This window comes from Amorphus sp. 3PC139-8, assembly GCF_040750475.1.
In the GTDB taxonomy this organism is placed as follows: domain Bacteria; phylum Pseudomonadota; class Alphaproteobacteria; order Rhizobiales; family Amorphaceae; genus Amorphus.
Map to the genome: position 1 here is coordinate 24,182 of NZ_JABJVY010000032.1, position 20,750 is coordinate 44,931.

The 20,750-nt window shown below is 66.2% G+C and carries 18 protein-coding genes; 9 read left to right on the top strand and 9 right to left on the bottom strand.

The annotated features are described in order from the left end of the window. Positions 1-221: 221 nt before the first annotated feature. Both HNS03_RS22390 and HNS03_RS22395 read right to left on the bottom strand, forming a co-directional pair. The gene (locus HNS03_RS22390) at positions 222-1,592 is read right to left on the bottom strand and encodes a glutamate--cysteine ligase (protein WP_367198280.1); all 1,371 of its coding nucleotides are present in this window, start codon (positions 1,590-1,592) and stop codon (positions 222-224) included. 116 nt (positions 1,593-1,708) lie between these two features. Then, positions 1,709-2,458: a 16S rRNA (uracil(1498)-N(3))-methyltransferase gene (locus HNS03_RS22395; protein WP_367198281.1), complete on the bottom strand. Its 750-nt coding sequence runs from the start codon at positions 2,456-2,458 to the stop codon at positions 1,709-1,711. 181 nt (positions 2,459-2,639) lie between these two features. On the opposite strand from HNS03_RS22395, the gene xseA reads away from it, so the two are divergent. From xseA to HNS03_RS22430, 7 genes are all read left to right on the top strand, one after another. Continuing rightward, positions 2,640-4,220 (top strand): exodeoxyribonuclease VII large subunit, encoded by a 1,581-nt coding sequence (gene xseA / locus HNS03_RS22400; RefSeq protein WP_367198282.1) that lies wholly within the window; start codon positions 2,640-2,642, stop codon positions 4,218-4,220. Positions 4,221-4,479: 259 nt separating this feature from the next. After that, positions 4,480-5,307 (top strand): universal stress protein, encoded by an 828-nt coding sequence (locus tag HNS03_RS22405; protein ID WP_367198283.1) that lies wholly within the window; start codon positions 4,480-4,482, stop codon positions 5,305-5,307. A 198-nt stretch (positions 5,308-5,505) separates the two neighbouring features. Beyond that, the gene (locus tag HNS03_RS22410; protein WP_367198284.1) at positions 5,506-8,217 is read left to right on the top strand and encodes a GNAT family N-acetyltransferase; all 2,712 of its coding nucleotides are present in this window, start codon (positions 5,506-5,508) and stop codon (positions 8,215-8,217) included. 128 nt (positions 8,218-8,345) lie between these two features. Next, complete coding sequence (gene ilvD, locus HNS03_RS22415; RefSeq protein WP_367198285.1) at positions 8,346-10,046, top strand: dihydroxy-acid dehydratase; 1,701 nt, start codon at positions 8,346-8,348, stop codon at positions 10,044-10,046. Positions 10,047-10,235: 189 nt separating this feature from the next. After that, on the top strand, positions 10,236-10,523 hold the full coding sequence (locus tag HNS03_RS22420; protein WP_367198286.1) for a hypothetical protein: 288 nt from the start codon (positions 10,236-10,238) through the stop codon (positions 10,521-10,523). Beyond that, positions 10,511-10,831: a helix-turn-helix domain-containing protein gene (locus HNS03_RS22425; RefSeq protein WP_367198287.1), complete on the top strand. Its 321-nt coding sequence runs from the start codon at positions 10,511-10,513 to the stop codon at positions 10,829-10,831. The genes HNS03_RS22420 and HNS03_RS22425 overlap by 13 nt, the downstream gene beginning before the upstream one ends. Before the next feature lie 56 nt (positions 10,832-10,887). Next, positions 10,888-11,628, top strand: a complete 741-nt coding sequence (locus tag HNS03_RS22430; protein ID WP_367198288.1) for an SDR family NAD(P)-dependent oxidoreductase — start codon at positions 10,888-10,890, stop codon at positions 11,626-11,628. Positions 11,629-11,788: 160 nt separating this feature from the next. Here the strand turns inward: HNS03_RS22430 and HNS03_RS22435 are convergent, their stop codons facing one another. The 7 genes from HNS03_RS22435 to HNS03_RS22465 all read right to left on the bottom strand — a co-directional run bounded on the left by HNS03_RS22435 (position 11,789) and on the right by HNS03_RS22465 (position 17,983). Then, positions 11,789-12,370 carry an invasion associated locus B family protein gene (locus HNS03_RS22435; RefSeq protein WP_367198289.1) on the bottom strand — a complete coding sequence of 194 codons (582 nt, stop codon included), beginning with the start codon at positions 12,368-12,370 and terminating at the stop codon, positions 11,789-11,791. Positions 12,371-12,505: 135 nt separating this feature from the next. After that, positions 12,506-13,810, bottom strand: coding sequence for a TRAP transporter large permease (locus HNS03_RS22440; RefSeq protein WP_367198290.1), 1,305 nt, complete (start codon positions 13,808-13,810; stop codon positions 12,506-12,508). After that, positions 13,807-14,328 carry a TRAP transporter small permease gene (locus HNS03_RS22445; RefSeq protein WP_367198291.1) on the bottom strand — a complete coding sequence of 174 codons (522 nt, stop codon included), beginning with the start codon at positions 14,326-14,328 and terminating at the stop codon, positions 13,807-13,809. Before HNS03_RS22445 ends, HNS03_RS22440 begins: the two co-directional genes overlap by 4 nt. An 84-nt stretch (positions 14,329-14,412) precedes the next feature. Next, positions 14,413-15,534 (bottom strand): C4-dicarboxylate TRAP transporter substrate-binding protein, encoded by a 1,122-nt coding sequence (locus HNS03_RS22450; RefSeq protein WP_367198292.1) that lies wholly within the window; start codon positions 15,532-15,534, stop codon positions 14,413-14,415. 288 nt (positions 15,535-15,822) lie between these two features. Next, positions 15,823-16,698 carry an amidohydrolase family protein gene (locus HNS03_RS22455; RefSeq protein ID WP_367198293.1) on the bottom strand — a complete coding sequence of 292 codons (876 nt, stop codon included), beginning with the start codon at positions 16,696-16,698 and terminating at the stop codon, positions 15,823-15,825. Then, positions 16,695-17,171, bottom strand: coding sequence for a MarR family winged helix-turn-helix transcriptional regulator (locus HNS03_RS22460; protein ID WP_367198294.1), 477 nt, complete (start codon positions 17,169-17,171; stop codon positions 16,695-16,697). The genes HNS03_RS22455 and HNS03_RS22460 overlap by 4 nt, the downstream gene beginning before the upstream one ends. Further along, a complete protein-coding gene (locus HNS03_RS22465) occupies positions 17,171-17,983 on the bottom strand; it encodes a crotonase/enoyl-CoA hydratase family protein (protein WP_367198295.1) in 813 nt (270 codons plus the stop codon). The genes HNS03_RS22460 and HNS03_RS22465 overlap by 1 nt, the downstream gene beginning before the upstream one ends. Before the next feature lie 146 nt (positions 17,984-18,129). Between HNS03_RS22465 and HNS03_RS22470 the strand changes: the two genes are divergently transcribed. Beyond that, positions 18,130-19,989 (top strand): feruloyl-CoA synthase, encoded by a 1,860-nt coding sequence (locus tag HNS03_RS22470; protein ID WP_367198296.1) that lies wholly within the window; start codon positions 18,130-18,132, stop codon positions 19,987-19,989. Further along, the gene (locus HNS03_RS22475; protein ID WP_367198297.1) at positions 19,986-20,747 is read left to right on the top strand and encodes an SDR family NAD(P)-dependent oxidoreductase; all 762 of its coding nucleotides are present in this window, start codon (positions 19,986-19,988) and stop codon (positions 20,745-20,747) included. Before HNS03_RS22470 ends, HNS03_RS22475 begins: the two co-directional genes overlap by 4 nt. The last annotated feature ends 3 nt before the right edge of the window (positions 20,748-20,750 follow it).

A 20,750-nucleotide genomic window follows, 5' to 3' on the forward strand; every position in this document is an offset into this window, starting at 1 on the left:
AAGCGAACTCGCCTGAGCGAAAACGATTCTATCTCCGCAAATCCGGACGGAAAACCGGTTCCCACTTTTCCTGGATTTGCGGAACCAGCGGACGACGGTCCGCCGCCCGGTCAGGGCGCGCCCGCGCAGCGGCGAGCGAAGCGAACTCGCCTGAGCGAAAACGATTCTATCTCCGCAAATCCGGACGGAAAACCGGTTCCCACTTTTCCTGGATTTGCTCGCTAAAACGCGTATTCAGCGAACAGTCGATCGAGATCACCGCCCCACGGCCCGTGATACTGATCAAGCATGCGTTCCGCCATGGTCCGGCCGGCCGCCAGCACCTCTTCGGCCGGAGCGAGATATTGGGTCTCGTCGCTGTCGGAGGAATTGGTGCGGGCACGCCGGCGCAATCCCTCCCGCGCGAGTGCGACCACCTCGCGCGCGACCTCGATCACCGGCCGGCCTGCAACCGACGCCTTGAGGCCGTCGCGAGGAACCGCGTCGCGCACCGCCTGACGCTCCTCCGCGCTCCACTCCTTGACCAGGTCCCAGGCCTGATCGAGGACGCCTGAATCGTAAAGAAGCCCGACCCAGAGCGCCGGCACCGCACAGATGCGCCGCCAGGGGCCGCCGTCGGCCCCGCGCATCTCGATGAAACGCTTCAGTCGCACCTCGGGAAAGATCGTGGAGAGGTGATTGGTCCAATCGCCCATGGTCGGCCGCTCGCCCGGCAGCATGGGCAGCTTCCCCTCCATGAAGGTGCGGAAGGTGTAGCCGGTGGCGTCGATATAGGAGCCGCCACGCTTGACGAAATACATCGGCACGTCGAGGCACCATTCCACATAGGCCTCGTAGCTGAACCCGTCGTCGAAGGCGAACGGCAGCATGCCGGTGCGGTCGGCGTCGGTGTCTCGCCAAATCTCCGAGCGGTAGGAGAGATAGCCGTTCGGCTTCCCCTCCAGGAACGGAGAGTTGGCAAACAGCGCCGTGGCGATCGGTTGCAGCGCGAGGCCGACCCGCATCTTCTTCACCATGTCGGCTTCGCTCGAATAGTCGAGATTCACCTGGATGGTGGCCGTGCGATACATCATGTCGAGGCCGCGGGTGCCGACCTTCGGCATGTAGTTGGTCATGATCTCGTAGCGCTGTTTCGGCATCTGCGGCATCTCGGCGAGCGCCCAGGTGGGCGCCACGCCGACGCCGAGAAAGCCGAGGCCCAGCGGCTCGGCGATCTGGCGCACCTGCGCAAGGTGCGCGTTCGCCTCCCGGCAGGTCTGATGCAGCGTCTCCAGCGGGGCGCCGGACAGCTCGAACTGCCCGCCCGGCTCCAGGCTGATCGCCCCGCCACCGATCGGATCGACGAGGCCGATGATCGCCTCCCCGTCCATGATCGGCTCCCAGCCGAGAAGCGCCTCCATGCCGCGCAGAAGCTGCGCGATTCCGGATGGGCCCTCATAGGGGGCGGGCTTCAGCGTGTCGCGCAGAAAGCCGAATTTTTCATGCTCTGTCCCGATGCGAAAATCATCGGGTTCGGTTTCACCGCCCGCAATCCACGCGACCAATGCGTCGCGAGTTTCGATCGGCGTCTCGTCAGTGGTGTCACGCGCCATTAGGAATTCCGGCGAAAGGGTCTGTTTGCGCGGGACATTAGCCCTCGGTCCACCGGGAGACAAACGAGTTCTCGCGCACGAAAACGCGATGAAATCGCATAGGTCTCTTCCAGGAGTTAGCGCCAATCGCCGATTGCGGCCTGAACGACGGCAAGCGCGGCCACCGCAGCCGTGTCGGCGCGCAGGATGCGCGGACCGAGCGAAATCGCGGTGACGGCGTCATGGGAGAGCAACAGCGCGCGCTCCTCCTGCGAGAATCCGCCCTCCGGCCCGATCAGGAGAGCAAGCGGTCCCCGACCGAGTCGCGCAAGCGTGTCCAGCGGGCTTTCGACCGCGGCACATTCGTCGCAAACGATCAGGCGCCGCCCCGCCCGTTCCTGCCCCCAGCCGTCGAGCAGTCGATCCAACCGAACCGACTCACACACCTCGGGCACGGCGATGACGCCGCACTGCTCGGCTGCCTCGATCACGTTCGCCCGCATGCGCTCCAGATTGATCCGGCTCGCCTGGGTGTGCTGGGTGAACACCGGCTGGAACCGGCCCGCCCCCATCTCCACCGCTTTCTGCACCATATAGTCCAGCCGGGCATGCTTCAGCGGCGCGAATAGATAGTCGAGGTCGCAAAGCGGCTCCTGAGGCCTGACCTGTTCCTCGGCGACGATCCGGCCGGCCTTTTTGCCGAGTTCGGCGATCCGTCCGCGCCACTCCCCCTCGCACCCGTTGAAGAGCAAGATCTCGGCGCCCTCGCCCAACCGCATCACATTCTTCAGATAGTTGATGCGCGCGGCATCGAGCGCGACGTCACCGTCCACAGACAGCGGAGCATCTACATAAAGGCGCGGCGTGGTGAAGGCGTAGCGGGCCATGGCGAAAGCGTAACGAGCGCGGTTTTCGGAGGGGACCTGTCCCTCCCTCATAGAACCCGGCGGGTGGTCCGTGCAACGCGAAGACGCCGAATGCGGCAATCGTCTCGGAGGATTTGCCGACGAGGCAGCCGTACGCCTATGATCCCGCCCCGCGCTCCTCCACGATGACAAAGCGAATTTAATGGCCGACCGCCCCGCCCCCGCAGCCTCCAACGCCGGCGAATTCACCGTCTCGGAGATCTCCGGCGCCCTGAAGCGGACCGTCGAAGACGCCTTCGGCTATGTGCGCGTGCGCGGCGAAGTTTCCGGCTACCGCGGCCCGCATTCCTCCGGTCACTGCTATTTCTCGCTCAAGGACGAGCGCGCCCGGCTGGAAGCGGTGGTCTGGCGCGGCGTGTTCGGCAAGCTGAAGTTCAAGCCGGAAGAGGGCATGGAGGTGATCGCCACCGGGCGAATCACCACCTTCCCAGGCGCGTCGAAATATCAGATCGTCATTGAGTCGCTCGAGCCGGCCGGCGCCGGCGCGCTGATGGCGCTTCTGGAGGCCCGGCGCAAAGCGCTGGCGGCAGAAGGCTTGTTCGATGCCGAGCGAAAGGTGCGGCCGCCCTTTCTGCCCCGCGTTATCGGTGTCGTCACTTCGCCAACCGGCGCGGTCATCCGCGACATTCTCCACCGTCTCACCGACCGCTTTCCGGTGCACGTGCTGGTCTGGCCGGTCCGGGTGCAGGGCGAGGAATCCGCCGGCGAAGTCGCCACCGCGATCGCGGGCTTCAACCGGCTCGCGCCCGGCGGCGCGATTCCCCGGCCCGACGTTTTGATCGTGGCGCGCGGCGGCGGCAGCCTGGAGGATCTCTGGGGCTTCAACGACGAGAAGGTCGTGCGCGCCGTCGCCGCCTCGACGATCCCGGTCGTCTCCGCCGTCGGCCACGAGACCGACACCACGCTGATCGACTTCGTCGCCGACGTCCGCGCGCCGACGCCGACGGCGGCTGCGGAACTCGCGGTCCCGGTGCGCTCCGAACTGATCGCGATCGTCGACGATCGAGCCCGACGCCTTGCCGCCGCCGAGCGTCGCCATCTCGAAACCCGCAAGTCGGAAATCCGCGCGCTTGCCCGCGCGCTGCCAGCTCCGTTGGACCTGGTCGCGCCGGCCCGGCAACGCTTCGACCTGTCGACTGCGCACTTGCGCCATGCGTTGACGCGCGCAACCGCGATCCACCGCCGCCGCCTCGACGGCGCCGGTGCCCGGCTCAGGCCGACGGTGCTGGAGCTCGCCACCAAACGCGCCCAGCGCACCATCTCCGATCTCGGCTTGCGCGCCGCACAGCGGCTGCGCATCGAAACCCAGCGCGCGCGCCGCCAGTTCGATCAGTCCGGTGCCCGGCTGACCCCGCAAATTCTGCTTAGGGCCACGTCCACACAGCGCAAGCAGCTCGACGAGGCCGGCCGCCGATTCGAACCGTCCTATCGCCGCATCCTGGCCGCCCGCCGCGACCGGCTCGACGCCGCCTGGAAGCTGATCGAAGCGCTGTCCCACCAGGGCGTTCTGGCGCGCGGCTTCGTGCTGGTGCGCGATCCGAACGGCAAGGCGCTGACGCGGGCGGCCATGGTCACGGCCGGAGAGACGCTGCGCCTGACCTTTGCCGACGACGACGTCACCGCCGTTGCCGCCGGCACCGCAGCTCCCCGGCCGCAGCCCAAGCCACGGCGGCCATCGTCCGGTTCGGGCTCGGATCCCGGCGACCAAGGCCAACTTCTCTAGGTCATGGACTTGGTTGATCGGCGTCAAGGCACCCGTCACGCTCTGGCCCTACAGCACCTTAGAGCTTAAAGGGGATTGGGGGTTTATCGCTTTCGCATCGCACTCGGCGCATCTTATCTTTCGACCGATCCTTGCTTGCGCGAAACGTGGCGGATCCCCGCGCGGTTCGAATAGAACCTAATCACGTTTCGTCGTTCCGGGTCGCGCCGACCCGCACTCATCGTGATCCAGGCGAACGGAAACGGACAGGAGGCCGTCCATGCAGATTAAAGATATCGTCGTCGTTACCGACCTCTCCGGCGAGCAGAGCCCTGCCCGTCTGGCCGTCGATCTGGCGACGCGCACCAATGCCCACGTGACCGGCATGGCACCCGTTCTGGAGCCGATCACGCCGGCTTATCTCGCCGGGCCGCTTCCCGCCGACATTCTGGAACAGGCCCGCTCCGCCGCCGTCGAGGTTGCCGACAAGTCGCTTGCCGCCTTCAACGAGCTCGTTCGGGTTCAGGGCATCAGCGGCGAATCCGCCCGGTTCCACCTGATCGAAGGCGCCGCCTCCGGGCTGGTCAACCGCGTGCGCCTGTCCGACCTCGCCGTGATCGGTCAGGACAAGCCGGATTCCACCGAGCCCGGCCGCGCCACGCTGATCGAAGCGCTTCTGTTCGAAACCGGCGTGCCGCTGATGGTGGTACCCTACATCACCCGTGGCGGCTTCCAGGCCAAGCACCTGATGATCGCCTGGGACGGCAGCGTCACCGCCGCCCGCGCCGTTCATGCCGCGCTGCCGCTGATGCCGCTCGCTGAGAAGATCACCGTGGTGATCGTGGACGGCGATCGCACCTTGTCCGGCGAGCCGGGCGCCGACGTCGCGCTTTACCTGTCGCGCCACGGCCTCAACGTCTCGATCGACCATGTGCCCGCGCCATCCGGCGATGTGGCGGCCGCGCTGTTGAACTACATTTCCGATAGCGGCATCGACATGGCGGTGATGGGGGGCTACGGCCACAGCCGGTTCCGCGAATTCGTGGTCGGCGGTGCCACTCGCGGTATGCTGGAATCGATGACGATCCCGGTGGTGATGGCCCATTAGTGGACGCCGGACGCGCTGCGGCGGGCGCACAAAACGCCCGCCGCCGGCGATAATTTCGGGTGTCATCGTCCCGAAATCGTTTTAAAAGTTGCGTTGAGTTGAGAGCGGGATGCGGGCGGAAACCTGCCCCGCTTTTTTCATCCCGATCTCCCTCCTCCGGGCTCCGGAGGCGATGTCCTGGTCGCACGGGAGAGACCGATGACGATCCTCAATCTGGACGCCCTGTTCCGGCCCGGCTCGATCGCCCTCGTGGGGCCGAACCGCCTCGCTTCCGGCCAATGCGAGCTGCTGGCCGCACGGGTCGCCGCCTCGCGCAAAGGCGCTCGCAAATGGGCGCTCGGGATCGACACCCCCATCGACGGCTTCGAGCCCGGCGACCTGGGCGACGCCTCCGCAACACCCGACCTTGCCGTCTATCTCGGTGGCGCCGACGACGCCGTTGCCACGATCGCGGCCCTGGCGGAGGCCGGAACGCGCGCAGTCATCGCCGCGTCGGCGAGCTATGACGCCTGGCCGGACGAGGTGGTCGCCGCCGCCCTTGCCGCTGGCCGCAATCGGCGGCTGCGCCTGATCGGTCCGGGCAGCATTGGCGTGCGCGTTCCCGGCGAAGGGCTCGACGCCTCGCTGATGGCCCACGACGCCCGGCCGGGCGATCTCGCCCTGGTCGCCCGCTCCGGCGCGATGGTGAACGCGACCCTTGCCTGGGCCGAAAGCCACGGGCTCGGCTTTTCCGGCGTGGTTTCTCTCGGTCAGAAAGCGGATGTCGACGTAGGCGACCTGTTGGACTGGTTTGCCTCCGACGGCCGCAGCCGCGCGATCGTCGTGCACATGGAGACCATCAGCGAGCCGCGCAAATTCATGTCGGCCGCCCGGGCCGCTGCCCGCACCAAGCCCGTCGTAGTGGTGCGCTCCGGAGTGACCCGCGATCCCCTCCGGCCCACCGACACCCTCTGCGACCGACTTGCGCCGAGCGATCGCATCTACGACGCGGCCTTCGCCCGCGCCGGGCTGGTGCGCGTGTTCGACATCGACGAGGTCCTGGAAGCCGCGGAGACCGTGAGCCGATTCCGCGCGCCCGCCGGCAGCCGCCTCGCCGTGGTCGCAAACGGTCGGAGCCTGGCCTCGATCACGGCGGACCGGCTCGCCGCCCGCGACGGCCAGCTCGCGGCCCCAAGCGAGGAGACCTGCGCCACGCTGGCGCCGCTGGTGCGCCGCTATGTCGAGCCCGGCAATCCGGCGGTGCTGGAGGACGACGCCGCGCCGCAGACCTTCGCCGCCGCCATTGCCGCGTTGCTCGCCGACCGCGGCGCCGACGGCGTGCTGGTGGCCGCGGCGCCGACCGCCTTCTCCCCGATTTCCGCCCTGGTGGATGTGCTGATCGAGGCCGCCCGCACCCACAAGCGCCAGGCGATCCGGCCCAAGCCGATTCTGGCCGTGCTTCTGGATCTTGAGCCGGCGGAGGAACGCCGCCTTGGCGAAGCGGGCATTCTGGTGCGCAATTCGCCAGGCGCGGCGGTGCGCTCCTTCCTGCACCTGGTCGGCTATGGCCGGGGCCAGGAACAGTTGATGTCGACGCCGCCGGCGGGTCCCGAGGGCGCAGCCCGCGCCCGCGATGCCGTGCGCGGCATCCTCGATCGCGCATTTGCCGATGGCCGGACCCGGCTGAAGAGCTCCGACGGCCACAGCCTGCTGCGCGCGTTCGGGATTGAAACCCTGAACCGGCTGCGCGCCGAGACGGCCGGCGAGGCACGGGCCGCCGCCGCGACGCTGCTGGCCGACACTCCGTTCTGCCGGATCGGACCGGAAACCGACGGTCCCGCCAACCAACCGCTTGCCGTGGAGGTTGCCAGTGCGGCCGGCGCGGAACGGCTCGCCTCGTTCATCCTGTCCGGAGGCGCGGCCTCGGCGACAACGCCGGTGCCCGAGGCGGTCGTGCTGGAGCCGGCGCTTCCTCATGACGGGGCAACGGCCCTGATTGCCGGCATTGTCGACGATGCCGCATTCGGCCCCGCCCTCGTGCTCGCCCACGCCGGCGCCTCCGCGGCGACCGCTCCGGTCGCGACCGCCCTGCCCCCGCTCGACCTTCGGCTCGCCGATGAAATGCGTGCCACCCTCTGCCTCGAGCTGGAGGGCAGCCCCGACGATCCCGCCACCGATCGGGGCGCGCTCTGCCTGTTTCTGGTCCAGCTTGCCCAGCTCGCCGTCGAATGTCCCGAGGTCCGAGCCGTGGACATCGACCCGCTGATCGTCGGCAGCGGTCACGCCCGGGCGGGGACGGCACGGGTCCATATCGCCCCCGGCGGCGACGGGCCTGGACGGCTCGGCCACCCCCGGCTTGCCATCCGCCCCTATCCGACCGAATGGCAGCGCGAGCTGACCTTGCGCGATGGGCGCACGCTGGAAATTCATCCCATCCGCCCGGAGGACGAGCCGGAATACAAAGCCTTCCTGGAATCGATCGATCAGGAGGATTTGCGCCTGCGCTTCTTCGCGCCTCTGCGCCATATCGGGCACGCCATGCTCGCCCGCCTCACCCAGCTCGACTATGCCCGCGCGATCGCCTTCGTGGCAAAGGATCCAGTAACGGGCGCGATCCAGGGCTCCGTGCGTCTGCATGCCGACCCAGACCACCGGGTCGGCGAATATGCGATCCTTCTGCGCTCGGAACAGAAAGGCAAAGGCCTCGGCTGGGCCTTGATGAGCCTGATCATCGAATATGCGCGGGCCGACGGGCTGGACGAGATCGTCGGCGAGGTATTGCGGGAAAACACCACAATGCTGGCACTTTGCGAAGCCTTGGGCTTCACCATGAAGCGCGTTCCCGACGACGAGGGTCTGGTGGAGGTCCACCTGCCTGTCGCGACCACGACGCTCGGTTTCCACGCCGATCTGCGCAAGCCGCACGTGTAGCGCCGTTGCGGCCGTGTCCGCCGACCGCGAGGCATTCTCCCTCCCCACCTCGTTTCAAGCAAAACCACTGTCGTCCAACTCTGGGATTCTTCTATGGTACACCTCGCTGAGATTCAGGGAGGATGCACATGAAGCGGCTGCGCTCGGACGTCACCAAGATCGGCCTCGACAGAACGCCCCACCGGGCTTTCATGCGAGCGATGGGGCTCGACGACGACGCGATCGCCAAGCCGATGGTCGGCATCGTTTCCATGAAGGGCGAGCAGACGCCCTGCAACATGACCCACGGCTTCCAGGTCGACGCCGCCAAGGCGGGCGTGGAGGAGGCCGGCGGCACGCCGCGCGAATTCACCACCATTAGCGTGTCCGACGGCGTCGGCATGAACCACGAGGGCATGAAATTCTCGCTGGTCTCGCGCGAGCTGATCGCCGACTCCATCGAGGCCGTCGTCCACGGCCATGCCTATGACGCGCTAATCGGCTTCGGCGGCTGCGACAAGACGCTGCCGGGCGTGCTGATGGGCATCGTGCGCTGCAACGTGCCGGGCATCTTTCTGTTCGGCGGGGCAGCACTCCCCGGCCGGTTCGACGGCAAGGACGTCTCGGTACTGGACGCCTACGAGGCGGTTGGCGCAGTCCAGACCGGGCGCATGAGCGAGGCCGAGCTCGCCCGGCTGGAGCGGGTCTGCAAGCCGACGATCGGCGCCTGCGCCGGCCAGTTCACGGCAAACACCATGGCGATGGTGTCGGAAGCGCTCGGCCTCTCCTTCCCCAACGTTTCCATGATCCCTGGCGTCTATTCCGAGCGCGCCGCCAAAGCCCAGGCCGCCGGCCGGCTCGTCATGGAGATGCTGTCGCGTGGCGGCCCGCTGCCGCGCGAGATCCTGACCCGCGCCTCGCTGGAGAACGGTGCCGCGATCGTGGCGGCGACCGGAGGGTCGACCAACGCCGCGCTGCATCTGCCGGCAATCGCCAACGAGGCCGGCATCCGCTTCGACATCGACGACGTGCAGGCCGTGTTCGCCCGCACCCCGCTGATCGGCGACCTCCGCCCCGGCGGCCGCTTTCACGCCAAGGACGTGCACGAGATCGGCGGCACGGCGGTCGTTATCCGTGCCCTGATCGAAAGCGGCCACATCGACGGCTCGACCCTGACGGTGACCGGCCAGAGCCTGGCGGAGACTTATGGCGCCGCGCCGGCGCCCGACGGCACCGTGATCCACTCGCCAGCGACCCCGATCAGCCCGGACGGCGGCGTCGTCATCCTGAAGGGCTCGCTGGCACCGGACGGGGCGTTTCTCAAGGTCGCCGGCATGAAGACCTTGACCTTCGAGGGCAAGGCGCGCGTGTTCGAGAGCGAGGACGACTGCGCCAAGGCCGTGTCGGCACGGGAATATGCTGCCGGCGACGTGCTGATCATCCGCAACGAGGGGCCCGTCGGCGGACCCGGCATGCGCGAGATGCTGGGCGTGACCGCGCTGATCTACGGCCAGGAGATGGGCGAGAAGGTCGCGCTCATCACCGACGGGCGCTTTTCCGGCGCGACCCGGGGTATGTGCATCGGCTACGTCGCCCCGGAAGCCGCCGTCGGTGGCCCACTCGCCTTGGTTGAGAACGGCGACACCGTGCGCATCGACGCCAAGACGCTCCGGATCGACCTTTTGATCGACGACACGGAAATGGCACGCCGCCGCGCCGCCTGGACGCGCAGAGCTCCGAACCACCGCGCCGGCGCGCTCGGCAAATACGCCAAGCTGGTCGGCCAGGCCAACACCGGCGCCGTCACCCACGAGGGCCCGGCAAACTGGCCGGATCTCACGGCGGAGTGAGGGGAGGCGCACAAGCCTCACAAGGTCTCCGCTCATGCCGGCGAAGGCCGGCGGCATCCAGGGCCAAGGACCGCCACGCCGGAGTGGCTTGCCCTGGACTCCGGCTTTCGCCGGAGTGAGCGGTGTAAAGAGCGCGTATTCCAATCTAAGCTCACTCTTCGGCTGCCGGCTAACCGCAGAGTGCCTCAAATGTCCGATGCCAACCTCGGAACTCAGTGGGCGCATGTCCGCGCCACACGCTATTCGAAAACACCCCCGCCCGAGGACTGGCCGAGCGGAGTAATGCCGATTTCGCTTGAAGGACTGTCGCTGCTTGGCTTGGACCCGAAGACCAACCGCCTTTACTGGGACGGCAAAGAACTGCAGATCAAACGCAGGCTGGACTGGCCAGAAAGAATCCTGGCAGCAATAGTCGCGCTTTCGGGCCTAACTCTGGCTGTCATTGAAATTGGGCGTGTCGCAAAATGGTGGACCTAATGCTCAGGCAAATTTCAAGACGTGCGGAGCAGATCGCTGCAGCCGACGCGATCATGGCTGGCGTTCGCGGGGGCGAAATCGCAACGGTTTCCGATGCCGAAGCCGAAATTCTACTCTCGGCCCAGACTGCGCTTGCCGGCTGGCGCAAGGTTCGCGGCCTGACACAAGCCGCCCTCGCTGCCGAGGCCGGTATCAGCCAGAATTATCTGTCCGATCTGGAACGCGGAAAGCGTTCGGGGACCACTGATGTTCTGGGTCGGCTCGCCCGTGTGCTTCGCGTGCGTGTCGACGATCTGATCGACGAATGACAGGTCGCGGCGCCCGAGCGGCGGTCCTACATCAAGACTCCCGGTAAGGAGCCCCCATGCCCCATAAGCGCGCATTGATCACGGCTTCGGCCTCCGGCATCGGCGCGGCGACGGCCCGCGCACTGGCGCGTGAGGGCTACGAGGTCATCGTCTCCGACATCAATACGGCCGCCGGCGAGGCGGTGGCGGCGGAGGTCGGCGGCCGGTTCGTCCCCTGCGACCTGACCAAGGCGGACGAGATCGAGGCGCTGATTTCCGAGGCAGGCCCGCTCGGCGTTTTGGTGAACAATGGCGGTGTCTCCGGCCCGACCGCTCCGGTACCGGCGATCTCGCCGGACGAGTGGGCCGACACCTTCGCCGTCAACATCACCGCGATGTTTCTGACTTGCCGGCTGGTGGTGCCGCAGATGGCCCGCGACGGCGGCGGCACAATCGTCAATCTCTCTTCCGTCGCCGGCAAGATCGGCTACCCCAACCGCTCGCCCTATGCCGCCTCCAAATGGGCGGTGCTCGGCTTTACGGCGTCGCTTGCCCGGGAGGTCGCGACCGACGGCATCCGCGTCAACGCGCTGATGCCCGGCTCCGTACGCGGCCCGCGCATCGAAGCGGTGATTGCAGCCTATGCGGAGAAGAATGGCGTTTCGATCGCAGACGCCGAAGCGCACTATCTCGGCCGGCAGGCGACCAAAGCCTTCGTCGAGCCGGAGGAGGTCGCCGCGACGGTGGCCTTCCTCGCCTCCGACGCCGCCCGATCGATCAACGGCGCCTTCCTGCCGATCGACGGCGCGTTCGACTAGACCCGTTCCGCTTTTCACGGGATCGCGGAGCGGGTCTCAATTCTTGTTTCGACGCGTTTCCCGGAAAAGTGCTCTCGCGGGTTTCCGTCCGGGATTTGCGGCTAGTTTACCTGCCGCGTTTCCGGACGGCGAACCGGTACCCACTTCGCCTGGAAACGCTCTACCGGATCCGGTTGTAGACCTCGGTGAAACCCGACAGAGACATCGGCACCTGAACCTTCTGGCGCGCCATGGTCTCCAGCGTGATGTTGAGCTTCAGGCCCTTGAACATCGCCTCGAGCAGCCCGTTCGACACCGGCATGCGGGCATAGCAGCCCGACTGATCGCAGGTCTGGTAGTCGATCTTGGCGGCGTCGCGTCCGTCGATGTCCATGGCGACACCGGCCGGCAGGAAGAGCTGCAGCGGGGTGCGCACGGTCATCATCGGCTCGCGCGAATTGCCGGAAACGCCGATCGTCACCAGCAGCAGAAGCTGCCCCGTCTCCGTTACCACGGCGCGTTGTTCGATCTGGCAGTCCGGCGCGGCTTCGCGCGAGTTGGAGCTGCACCGGGTCGACCAGGGCGGGCCGTTCTGCGCCTGGTCGCCACCGCCCTGGCCCTGGGCCTGGGCATTGTCCTGCGCCGCCGCCGGAAGCGCCGTGGCTAACATCAAAGCCACCACGAGCCCGAAGATCCGCCCGGCCCAGCTTTTCAACGCCCCCGCGTCTGTGCCGATCGCCTTCATTTCACTGGTTTTCGTCAAAGCCCCTACTCCTGTTATCGTGGCCAATCTACAGTCCCACGATCCACATTGCGGGGCATCAATGCCGCCTGAAAGCCCTGAACGCAAGCGATCGCGCCAGCGGGGAAACCCGAAAGCCCGAGCCGCTAAATGACGTCAGTTCATGAGCGACGGCGCGAACAGGATCAGGCCCGGCCACAGGATCGCGACCGCCACCACGACCACATCCACCAGCAAAAACGGCGTCACGCCGCGGAAAATCTCCACGACGCTCGCATGCTGCGAGGCAACGGAGCGGATGACGAAGACGTTGAGGCCGACCGGCGGCGTGATCATGCCGATCTCAAGCAGCTTCACCACAAGCACACCGAACCAGATCAGGTCGATCTGCTGAGCCTCGAACACCGGCAGGAGCACCGGCAGCGTCACCAGGAGGGCGCCGAACGGCTCCATGAACATGCCGAGCGCCAGATAGATCAGGACCACGATCAGCATCAGTTGCAAATAGCCGATGTCCGCGCCGCCGATGGTCGACGAGATGAAGCCGGACAAACCGCTCACGCCGAGGAAGCGGGTGAACATCGCCGCGCCGATCGCGATCACGAACAGCGAAGCGGACGTGGTCAGCGTTTCGATCAGCGAGGCTTTCAATGTCGGCAAATCGAGCCGCCCGGTGAGCGCGGAAATCGCCAGCGCCCCAAAGGCGCCGACCGCGCCGGCTTCCGTCGCGGTGAAAACGCCGGAGAACAGGCCGCCAAACACCAGTGCGATCAGCACCAGCACCGGCCAGATCTTCAAGACCGCCTCGGCCGGGCTGATCTCGTCGGCATCCACCGGCCGGCGCGGCACGATATCCGGCCTCAGCCAGCACAGAAGCAGGACGACGATCGAGTAGGCGATCGCGGTGAGAATGCCCAGCGAAATGCCGCCGATGAACACCTTGGTGACCGAGGTCTCCGCGAACACGCCGTAGACGATCATCAGGATCGACGGCGGGATCAGCGCACCGATGGTGCCGCCGGCCGCGATCGAGCCGCAGGCGAAGCTCGGCCGATACCCCGCCCGCACCATTTCCGGGATCGCGATCCGCCCCATCGCCGCCGCGCAGGCAAGCGACGAGCCGCACACCGCCGCAAAGCCGGAGCAGGCGAAAATCGACGAGATCGCAAGCGCGCCCGGCACCTTGCGCAACACGGCCTTGGCCGCCTCGAACAGGCCGGTGGTGAGGCCCGCATGATAGGCGACGAAGCCCATCAGCAGGAACATCGGCACCGCGCTCAAGGTCCAGCTCGCCACGAACGAGTAAGGCGTGGAGGACAGGATGCCGAACGCCGGCTTCCAACCCAGCATCGCCGCCATGCCGCCGAACGACACCGCAATCAGCGCCAGCGCCACCGGCAATCGCAAGATCAGAAGAACGATTAAGGCGCCGATCCCGTAGAACCCGATTTCAAGGCTCATCGCTCAAGCGCCTCATGCACATCTTCGGCTTCCCCGCCGAGCAGGATCGTCATCGCTCGCGCAAGGGTCACCAGCACGGCGAGCCCGAAGCCGAGCGGCGGCAGGAAGTAGGTTTGCCAGACCGGCACCGCCACCTCGAGGGCCATCACGAAGGTGCCGCTGGCATAGTTTTTCAGCGCCAGCAGCCAGGTGGTGTAGGCAAGGCCGGCATAGATCAGCGCGGAGACCAGGGCCACGGCAACGTCCCAGCCCCGGATGACCCGTGGCGACAGCAGAAATTCGATCACCTCCACGCTCACCATGCCGCGACGCCGTTCCAGCCAGGCGATCGGCAGAAAGGCGAGGATGACCATGTAGTAGCGCGAGACGATCTCGACCGTTGCCGGAATCGGCGCATCGAAAAAGGTTCGGAGGACCACTTCGGCGCAAATGTGAGCCATCATCACGAGCGCGCCCAGGGCAGCGATCGCGGCGGTCAGATTCATGGCGCGGTTGGTCAGGCGGGCGAACGCCGTCATGGAAACGCGTCCTTGCGCGAGGGCGTGAACGAACCGACAGGACAACCGACGCGGAAGCTCCCTCCGCGCCGGCCGCTCGGGCGATCAGAGCCCGTAGCTGGAGAAGTCGACCTTGTCCCAGATCTCGCTCTGGGTCTTCTCGGCGATCTTCACGGGGTCGTTGCCGACCTCGTCGATGATCTTGGTCCACTTGTCGACGAGATCGAGGAAGCGATGCACGCGCTCGTCGGCATCGTCGAGGCCGAACTGGTTCTTGGAGCGATCGATCGCGTTCTGAATATCGGCCTCGGCGAAGGCGTTCGACGCGTCGATCAACTCCTGGGAGGGCTCGACGAATTCGATGCCGGCCTCTTTCGCCGCCTCGACCGCTTCCTTCGGCATCTCGTAGCCCCACCGATAGGTAAAGTCGACGTTCGCCCGGTTGGAGGCACGGGCGAGCGCCTCACGCTCTTCCACGCTCAGGCTCTGCCACGCCGCCTCGCCGACGGTGAAGTCGGAGGTGGCGTGATAGGTGCCGAGCTCCATCACGCCGACATAGTCGACGAGATCGATCAGGCGGAACGACAGAAGGTCGGCCACCGAGGCGATACTGCCGTCGATGGTGCCCTGGGAGAGCGATTCGAAGGTGTCGGTCACCGACACGTTCACCGGCACCGCGCCGAAATGATCGGCCCAGCGCGAGAACGGCGCCCCGCCCGAACGCAGGCGCAAACCCTTCAGATCGTCCGCCGTCTTCACCGGCTTCTTGGTCAGAAGTGTGTAGACGTCGGAGGAGCCGGAGCCGAGATAGACCATCCCGAACTTTTTCAGCTCGTCCTGGCAGGTGTCGCAAGTGACCATATATTCCGTCATGGCCGCCGCCATCGCCTGGGGCGAACGGCCCGACAGCGCGAGTTCGCCGGCCAGCGCCATATTCGGCAGATCGGCCGGGAAATAGAGCGGCAGAAGGTTGCCGACCTCGACGAGCTGGCTCTGCAGCGCGTCCTTCATCTGGCCGAGGCTCGCGACCTCCGGACCGAGCAGGGTGGCGGTCAGCTCGCCGTTGGATTCCTCCGGCAGATATTCCTGGAGCTTCTGATAGAGGTGGCTGTTGGACGGATGCGCCGGCGGAGCGCCGGGCGCGATCCTGAGATCGCGGGCGTCGGCCGCTGTGGCGGCGGCAACCAGCCCGATGGCCGCAGTGGTCGCGACAAGCAATTTGTTCATGTGACTCTCCTCCCTCGGGGTTTCGTGCTCCGCTCGCGGGCTTCATGGCCGGCCGAGCGACAACGCAACGAACAAGTTGTCAGCGGCTGGCGACGTCGACCGGGGCATTCCCCCGCCGCGTCGCTTCTTCGCGCTTAAGCTTTCCCGTTCAGCCAGACTTTTCCGGCGAGAAAGGACGGTCTCAAACGCCTTTATTTGAAATCATGTCGTATTGAGCAGAAAAACACATTGAATTTAAGCAAATTTCGGAGGCATTCCGAATCTGACGAAAAAAGAACAACTCACTTCCTAAAGCGACAAAAGCTTGCGGGCGTTTTCCTTCAACACCAGCGGCCGCACTTCGTCGCGGATCTCGATCTTCTCGAAATCGGAGAGCCAGCGGTCGGGCGTAATAGCCGGCCAATCGGAGCCGAACAGCATTTTGTGCTTCAACAGCGTGTTGGTGTATTTGACCAGAATCTCCGGAAAATATTTCGGCGACCAGCCGGACAGGTCGATGTAGACGTTCGGCTTGTGGGTCGCGACCGACAGCGCCTCCTCCTGCCACGGAAAGGAGGGATGCGCCAAGATAATCGGCATGTCCGGAAAGTCGGCGGCCACATCGTCCAAATACATCGGATTGGAGTATTTGAGCCGCATGCCCATGCCGCCGCGCATGCCGGCGCCAACCCCGGTCTGCCCGGTATGGAACAGGGTAATGGCGCCCTCTTCCGCAATCGCCTCGTAGAGCACGTAAGCGGAGCGGTCGTTAGGATAGAAACCCTGCAGCGTGGGGTGAAACTTGAAGCCGCGCACCCCGAACTCACGCACCAGCCGCCGCGCTTCGCGCGCCCCGGCCTTGCCCTTCGCCGGATCGATCGAGGCGAACGGGATCATGATGTCGGAATTTTCCGCCGCGATCTGCGCGACCTCTTCGTTGGCATAGCGCCGGAAGCCGGTCTCACGCTCTGCATCCACCGGGAAGATCACGCACCCGATCTTGCGCTCGCGGAAATAGCGCGCGGTATCGTGAACCGTCGGCAGCATGCCTTCGGCGCCGGCGGGATTTTTGAAATACTTGGCCATCGCCGCCTGGAACTCGTGGTAGCCGTCGTCGCGCGGCCCGCAGCACGGTTCCTCGGCGTGGGTGTGAATGTCGATGGCGAGAAGATCGTCGACGTTCATCGCACCGGCTCCGAAAGTCCGAGAAGTTTCTGCAAGAGAAGGACGAGTTGATCACGCTCGCCGACGGTCAGGCCGTCCGGCACCTTCGTATCGAAGGCGGTCAGAACGTCGAGACGCTCGTCGACGAAGGCGCGGCCCGCCCGCGTCAGGGTCAGCTCGACCACCCGGCGATCCTCGTCCGGGATGCGGCGCGCCACCAGCCCCTGATCCTCAAACGCGCGCACCAGCTTGGTGATGTGGGCGCGCTTGATCATCAGCTTCGACGCGAGCACGCCCTGGCGCACGCCGGGATTGAGGCCGATGACCACGAGCACGGAGAACTCGCCGGGCCGCATGTCGTACTGGCCGAGCTCGGCGAAATAGTTCTCGAACACCCGAATCTGCGCGAGCCGGACGAGAAAGCCGAGCGAGCGGCAGAGCTCTCCCAGGTCCACCTCGTCCGTGGCCCCGTTGCGCTCCAGGGTCGCCTCCATCAGGCGTCCCCCTTCGGCACCTCGAGGCGCTTGGCCCGCTTTTCCAGGAACGCCCGCAGTCGTTCCTCGGCCTCCGGGCTGGTCGCGGTGAAGGCCGAGATGAAAGATTCCACGAACAGGCCGTCTTCCTTGGCCATGTCCTGAATGCGCGGCAGAGCGTGGATGACCGCGTAGTTGGAGAGCATCGCGTTGCTTGCCGCGGCGGTGGCGAGCTCCATCGCCTTGTCGAGCGCGGTGCCTGCCGGAACCACGTAGCTGGCGAGGTTCCAGCGCTCGCCGACTTCCGCCGACACCACGCGGCCGGTCAGCATCATGTCGGCCATCCGCGCCGCACCCATCAGCCGGGCGGTGCGCACCGAGCCGCCGCCCCCGACGAAGATGCCGCGCTGGCCCTCGGGAAGCGCGAAGAAGGCGGTCTCGTCCGCCACACGGATATGGGCCGAGGAGGCAAGCTCCAACCCGCCGCCGACGACGGCGCCGTGCAGGGCGGCGATCCACGGGATCGCACCGTGTTCGATCTCGCCGAACACCGCATGCCAGCGCCGCGAGCCTTTGACGCCTTCGATCGGGGATTTCTGAACGTGCTCGGCCAAGTCCAGGCCGGCGCAGAAATGGTTGCCGTGACCAAAGATCACCGCGGCTTTCGCCTCCGACTGGGCCCGCTCGACCGCCACGGCGATCGCCTCGATGAACCTGTCGCTGATGGCGTTGCGCTTTTCCGGTCGGTTGAGGCCGACAAGCGCGACATCGCCCTTCAGTTCGTAGGTGACGAGATCGGGGTCGGCTCCGTTGCCCGTGCGATGATCTTGCATACGCTTTCGTTTCCTCCCGGCACTTCCATACGAACGGCGCCACATGGAATGTCTACGATTTTTTTGTTTCCTAGTAGACAATCAATCCGGATCGAGTCAAGGATCCCGCAAAACGGTGACAACCGAAAAACATTGGGAGGATACGGATGTCACAACCTGGCCTCAGGGACGTCAAGCTGTGGACGCCGGCCGTCGGGCACGAGGTGCGGGACGACGGGTCCATCCTGGTCTGGCGGGACGATCCGCTCAGACCCTACCCCGACAAGATCACTGAGCGACTGGTTCATTGGGCGGAGACGACGCCGGACCGGACCTGGATGGCGGAGCGCGGCGACACTGGCGAATGGCGCAACGTCAGCTACGCCGAGGCGCTGGAGCGTGTCCGCGCCATCGGCCAGAAGCTGATCGATCTCGGCGCCTCGGTCGAACGGCCGGTGCTGATCTTGTCCGAAAACGGCATCGAGCACGCCCTGGTGGCGCTCGGCGCCCAGCATGTCGGCGTGGCGTCGGCGGCGATCGCCCCTGCCTATTCGCTGATCTCCACCGATTACGACAAGCTGCGCGACATCGTCGAGCGGATGACGCCCGGCCTGGTGTTCGCCGCAGAGGGGCGGCGCTTCGAAAAGGCGATCGAGGCGGTGATCGACCCGGCGGTGCCGGTGATGGTCGCCAAGGATCCGCTGTCCGGCCGCGCCTGCCTGATGCTCGACGAGGTTTACCGCACGCCGGTGACGGCCGACGTCGACCGGGCCCATGCAGCCGTGGGACCGGACACGATCGCGAAGTTCCTGTTCACCTCCGGCACGACGGGATCGCCCAAGGCGGTGATCCAGACCCAGCGGATGCTGTGCGCCAACCAGGAGATGGTCGCCGACTGCTACGCGTTCATGCGCGAGGAGCCGCCGGTGGTGGTCGACTGGGCACCTTGGAACCACACCGCCAGCGGCAACAAGGTCTTCAACCTCGTCATCTACAATGGCGGCACCTACTACGTCGACCACGGCAAGCCGAGTCCGCACAAGATGGGCGAGACCATCCGCAATCTCCGCGAGATCTCGCCGTCCTGGTATTTCAACGTGCCGGCCGGCTACGAGATGCTGGTGGAGGAAATGGAGCGTGACGAAGAGCTCCGGAAAAACTTCTTCGCCCGGCTGAAGATGATGATGTATGCCGGCGCCGGCATGGCCCAGCACACCTGGGACCGGCTGAACGAACTTTCCGAAGAGACCATCGGAAGCCGGGTGCTGCTGGCGACCGGCCTCGGCGCCACCGAAACCGGGCCGTTCTCTCTGAAATGCACCGAGGAGCAGAAGCAGTCCGGCAATGTCGGCATTCCCTCCCAAGGCGTGATCCTCAAGCTCGTTCCCGACCAGGACAAGCTGGAGGCGCGGCTGAAGGGTCCGAACATCACGCCCGGCTACTGGCGCGATCCGGAACAGACGGCGAAAGCCTTCGACGAGGAAGGCTTCTACAAGCTCGGCGACGCGCTGAAATTCGCCGAAGAGGGCCGCCCAGAGAAGGGCTTCTTCTTCGACGGCCGGCTGGCGGAGAACTTCAAGCTGGAAACCGGCACCTGGGTCGCCGTCGGCGCGCTGAGGGCGAAGCTCACCAACGATCTGGACGGCTATGTCCGCGACGCGGTGATCGCCGGCGAGAACCACATGGAGCTCGGCGCGCTGCTGCTTCCCTTCATGCCGAAGCTGAGAACGCTGGTGGCGAACGAGGCGGACCTTTCCGACCATGAGATCCTGGCCCATCCGACGGTGCGCACGAGGATCGCCGAGCTGCTCGGTACCCATGCCACGCGCGGTACCGGGTCGGCCACCCGGGTGATGCGGGCGATGCTCCTGGAGGAAGAGCCGAGCTTCGATAAAGGCGAGGTCACCGACAAGGGGTCCATCAACCAGCGCAAGATGCTGCGCAACCGGGCCGATCTGGTGGAAGCGCTCTACGACGATCAGGACCCGCGCGTGATCCGCGCCAAGAAGAAGGAGCAGGCGGCGTGACGCCCGAGCACAACGCAGCGATCGTCACCGGCGGCGGCTCCGGCCTCGGCGAGGCGACCGCCCGGCTGCTTGCCGCCTGCGGCGCGAAGGTCGCGATCATCGACCGCAACCTCGAAGCCGCCGAAAAGGTCGCCGCCGACGTCGACGGGCTGGCGATCGAACTCGACGTGACCGATCCGGTCGCGGCGGAGGCCGCCATCGAGAAAGCCGCGGCCGCCCATGGCGGCGTGCGCATCCTGGTCAATTGCGCCGGCGTCGGGGTGGCGGCGCGCATTCTGGGTCGCGACGGGCCGATGCCGCTCGACGCGTTCGAGACGGTGATCAAGGTCAACCTGATCGGCACTTTCAACATGATGCGGCTCGCCGCCGCCAAGATGGCGAGCCTCGATCCGCTGGAGGACGGCAGTCGCGGCGTTATCGTCAACACCGCCTCGGTCGCCGCGACCGACGGCCAAATTGGCCAGTCCGCCTACGCCGCCTCCAAGGGCGGCATCGTTTCGCTGGCGCTACCGGCGGCGCGCGAATTCGCGCGCTTCGGCGTGCGCGTCAACACGATCGCGCCCGGCATCTTCTTCACCCCGCTGCTCTACAACATCCCCGAGGAGGCGCGCGAGCGGCTGGCGGAATCGATCCCGTACCCGAGCCGGCTCGGCGAACCGTCGGAGTTCGCCGACGCCGTCCTGTTCGCCATCGAGAATGCCTACCTCAACGCCGAGGTGATCCGCCTCGACGGCGCCATCCGCCTGCCTCCGAAATAACAA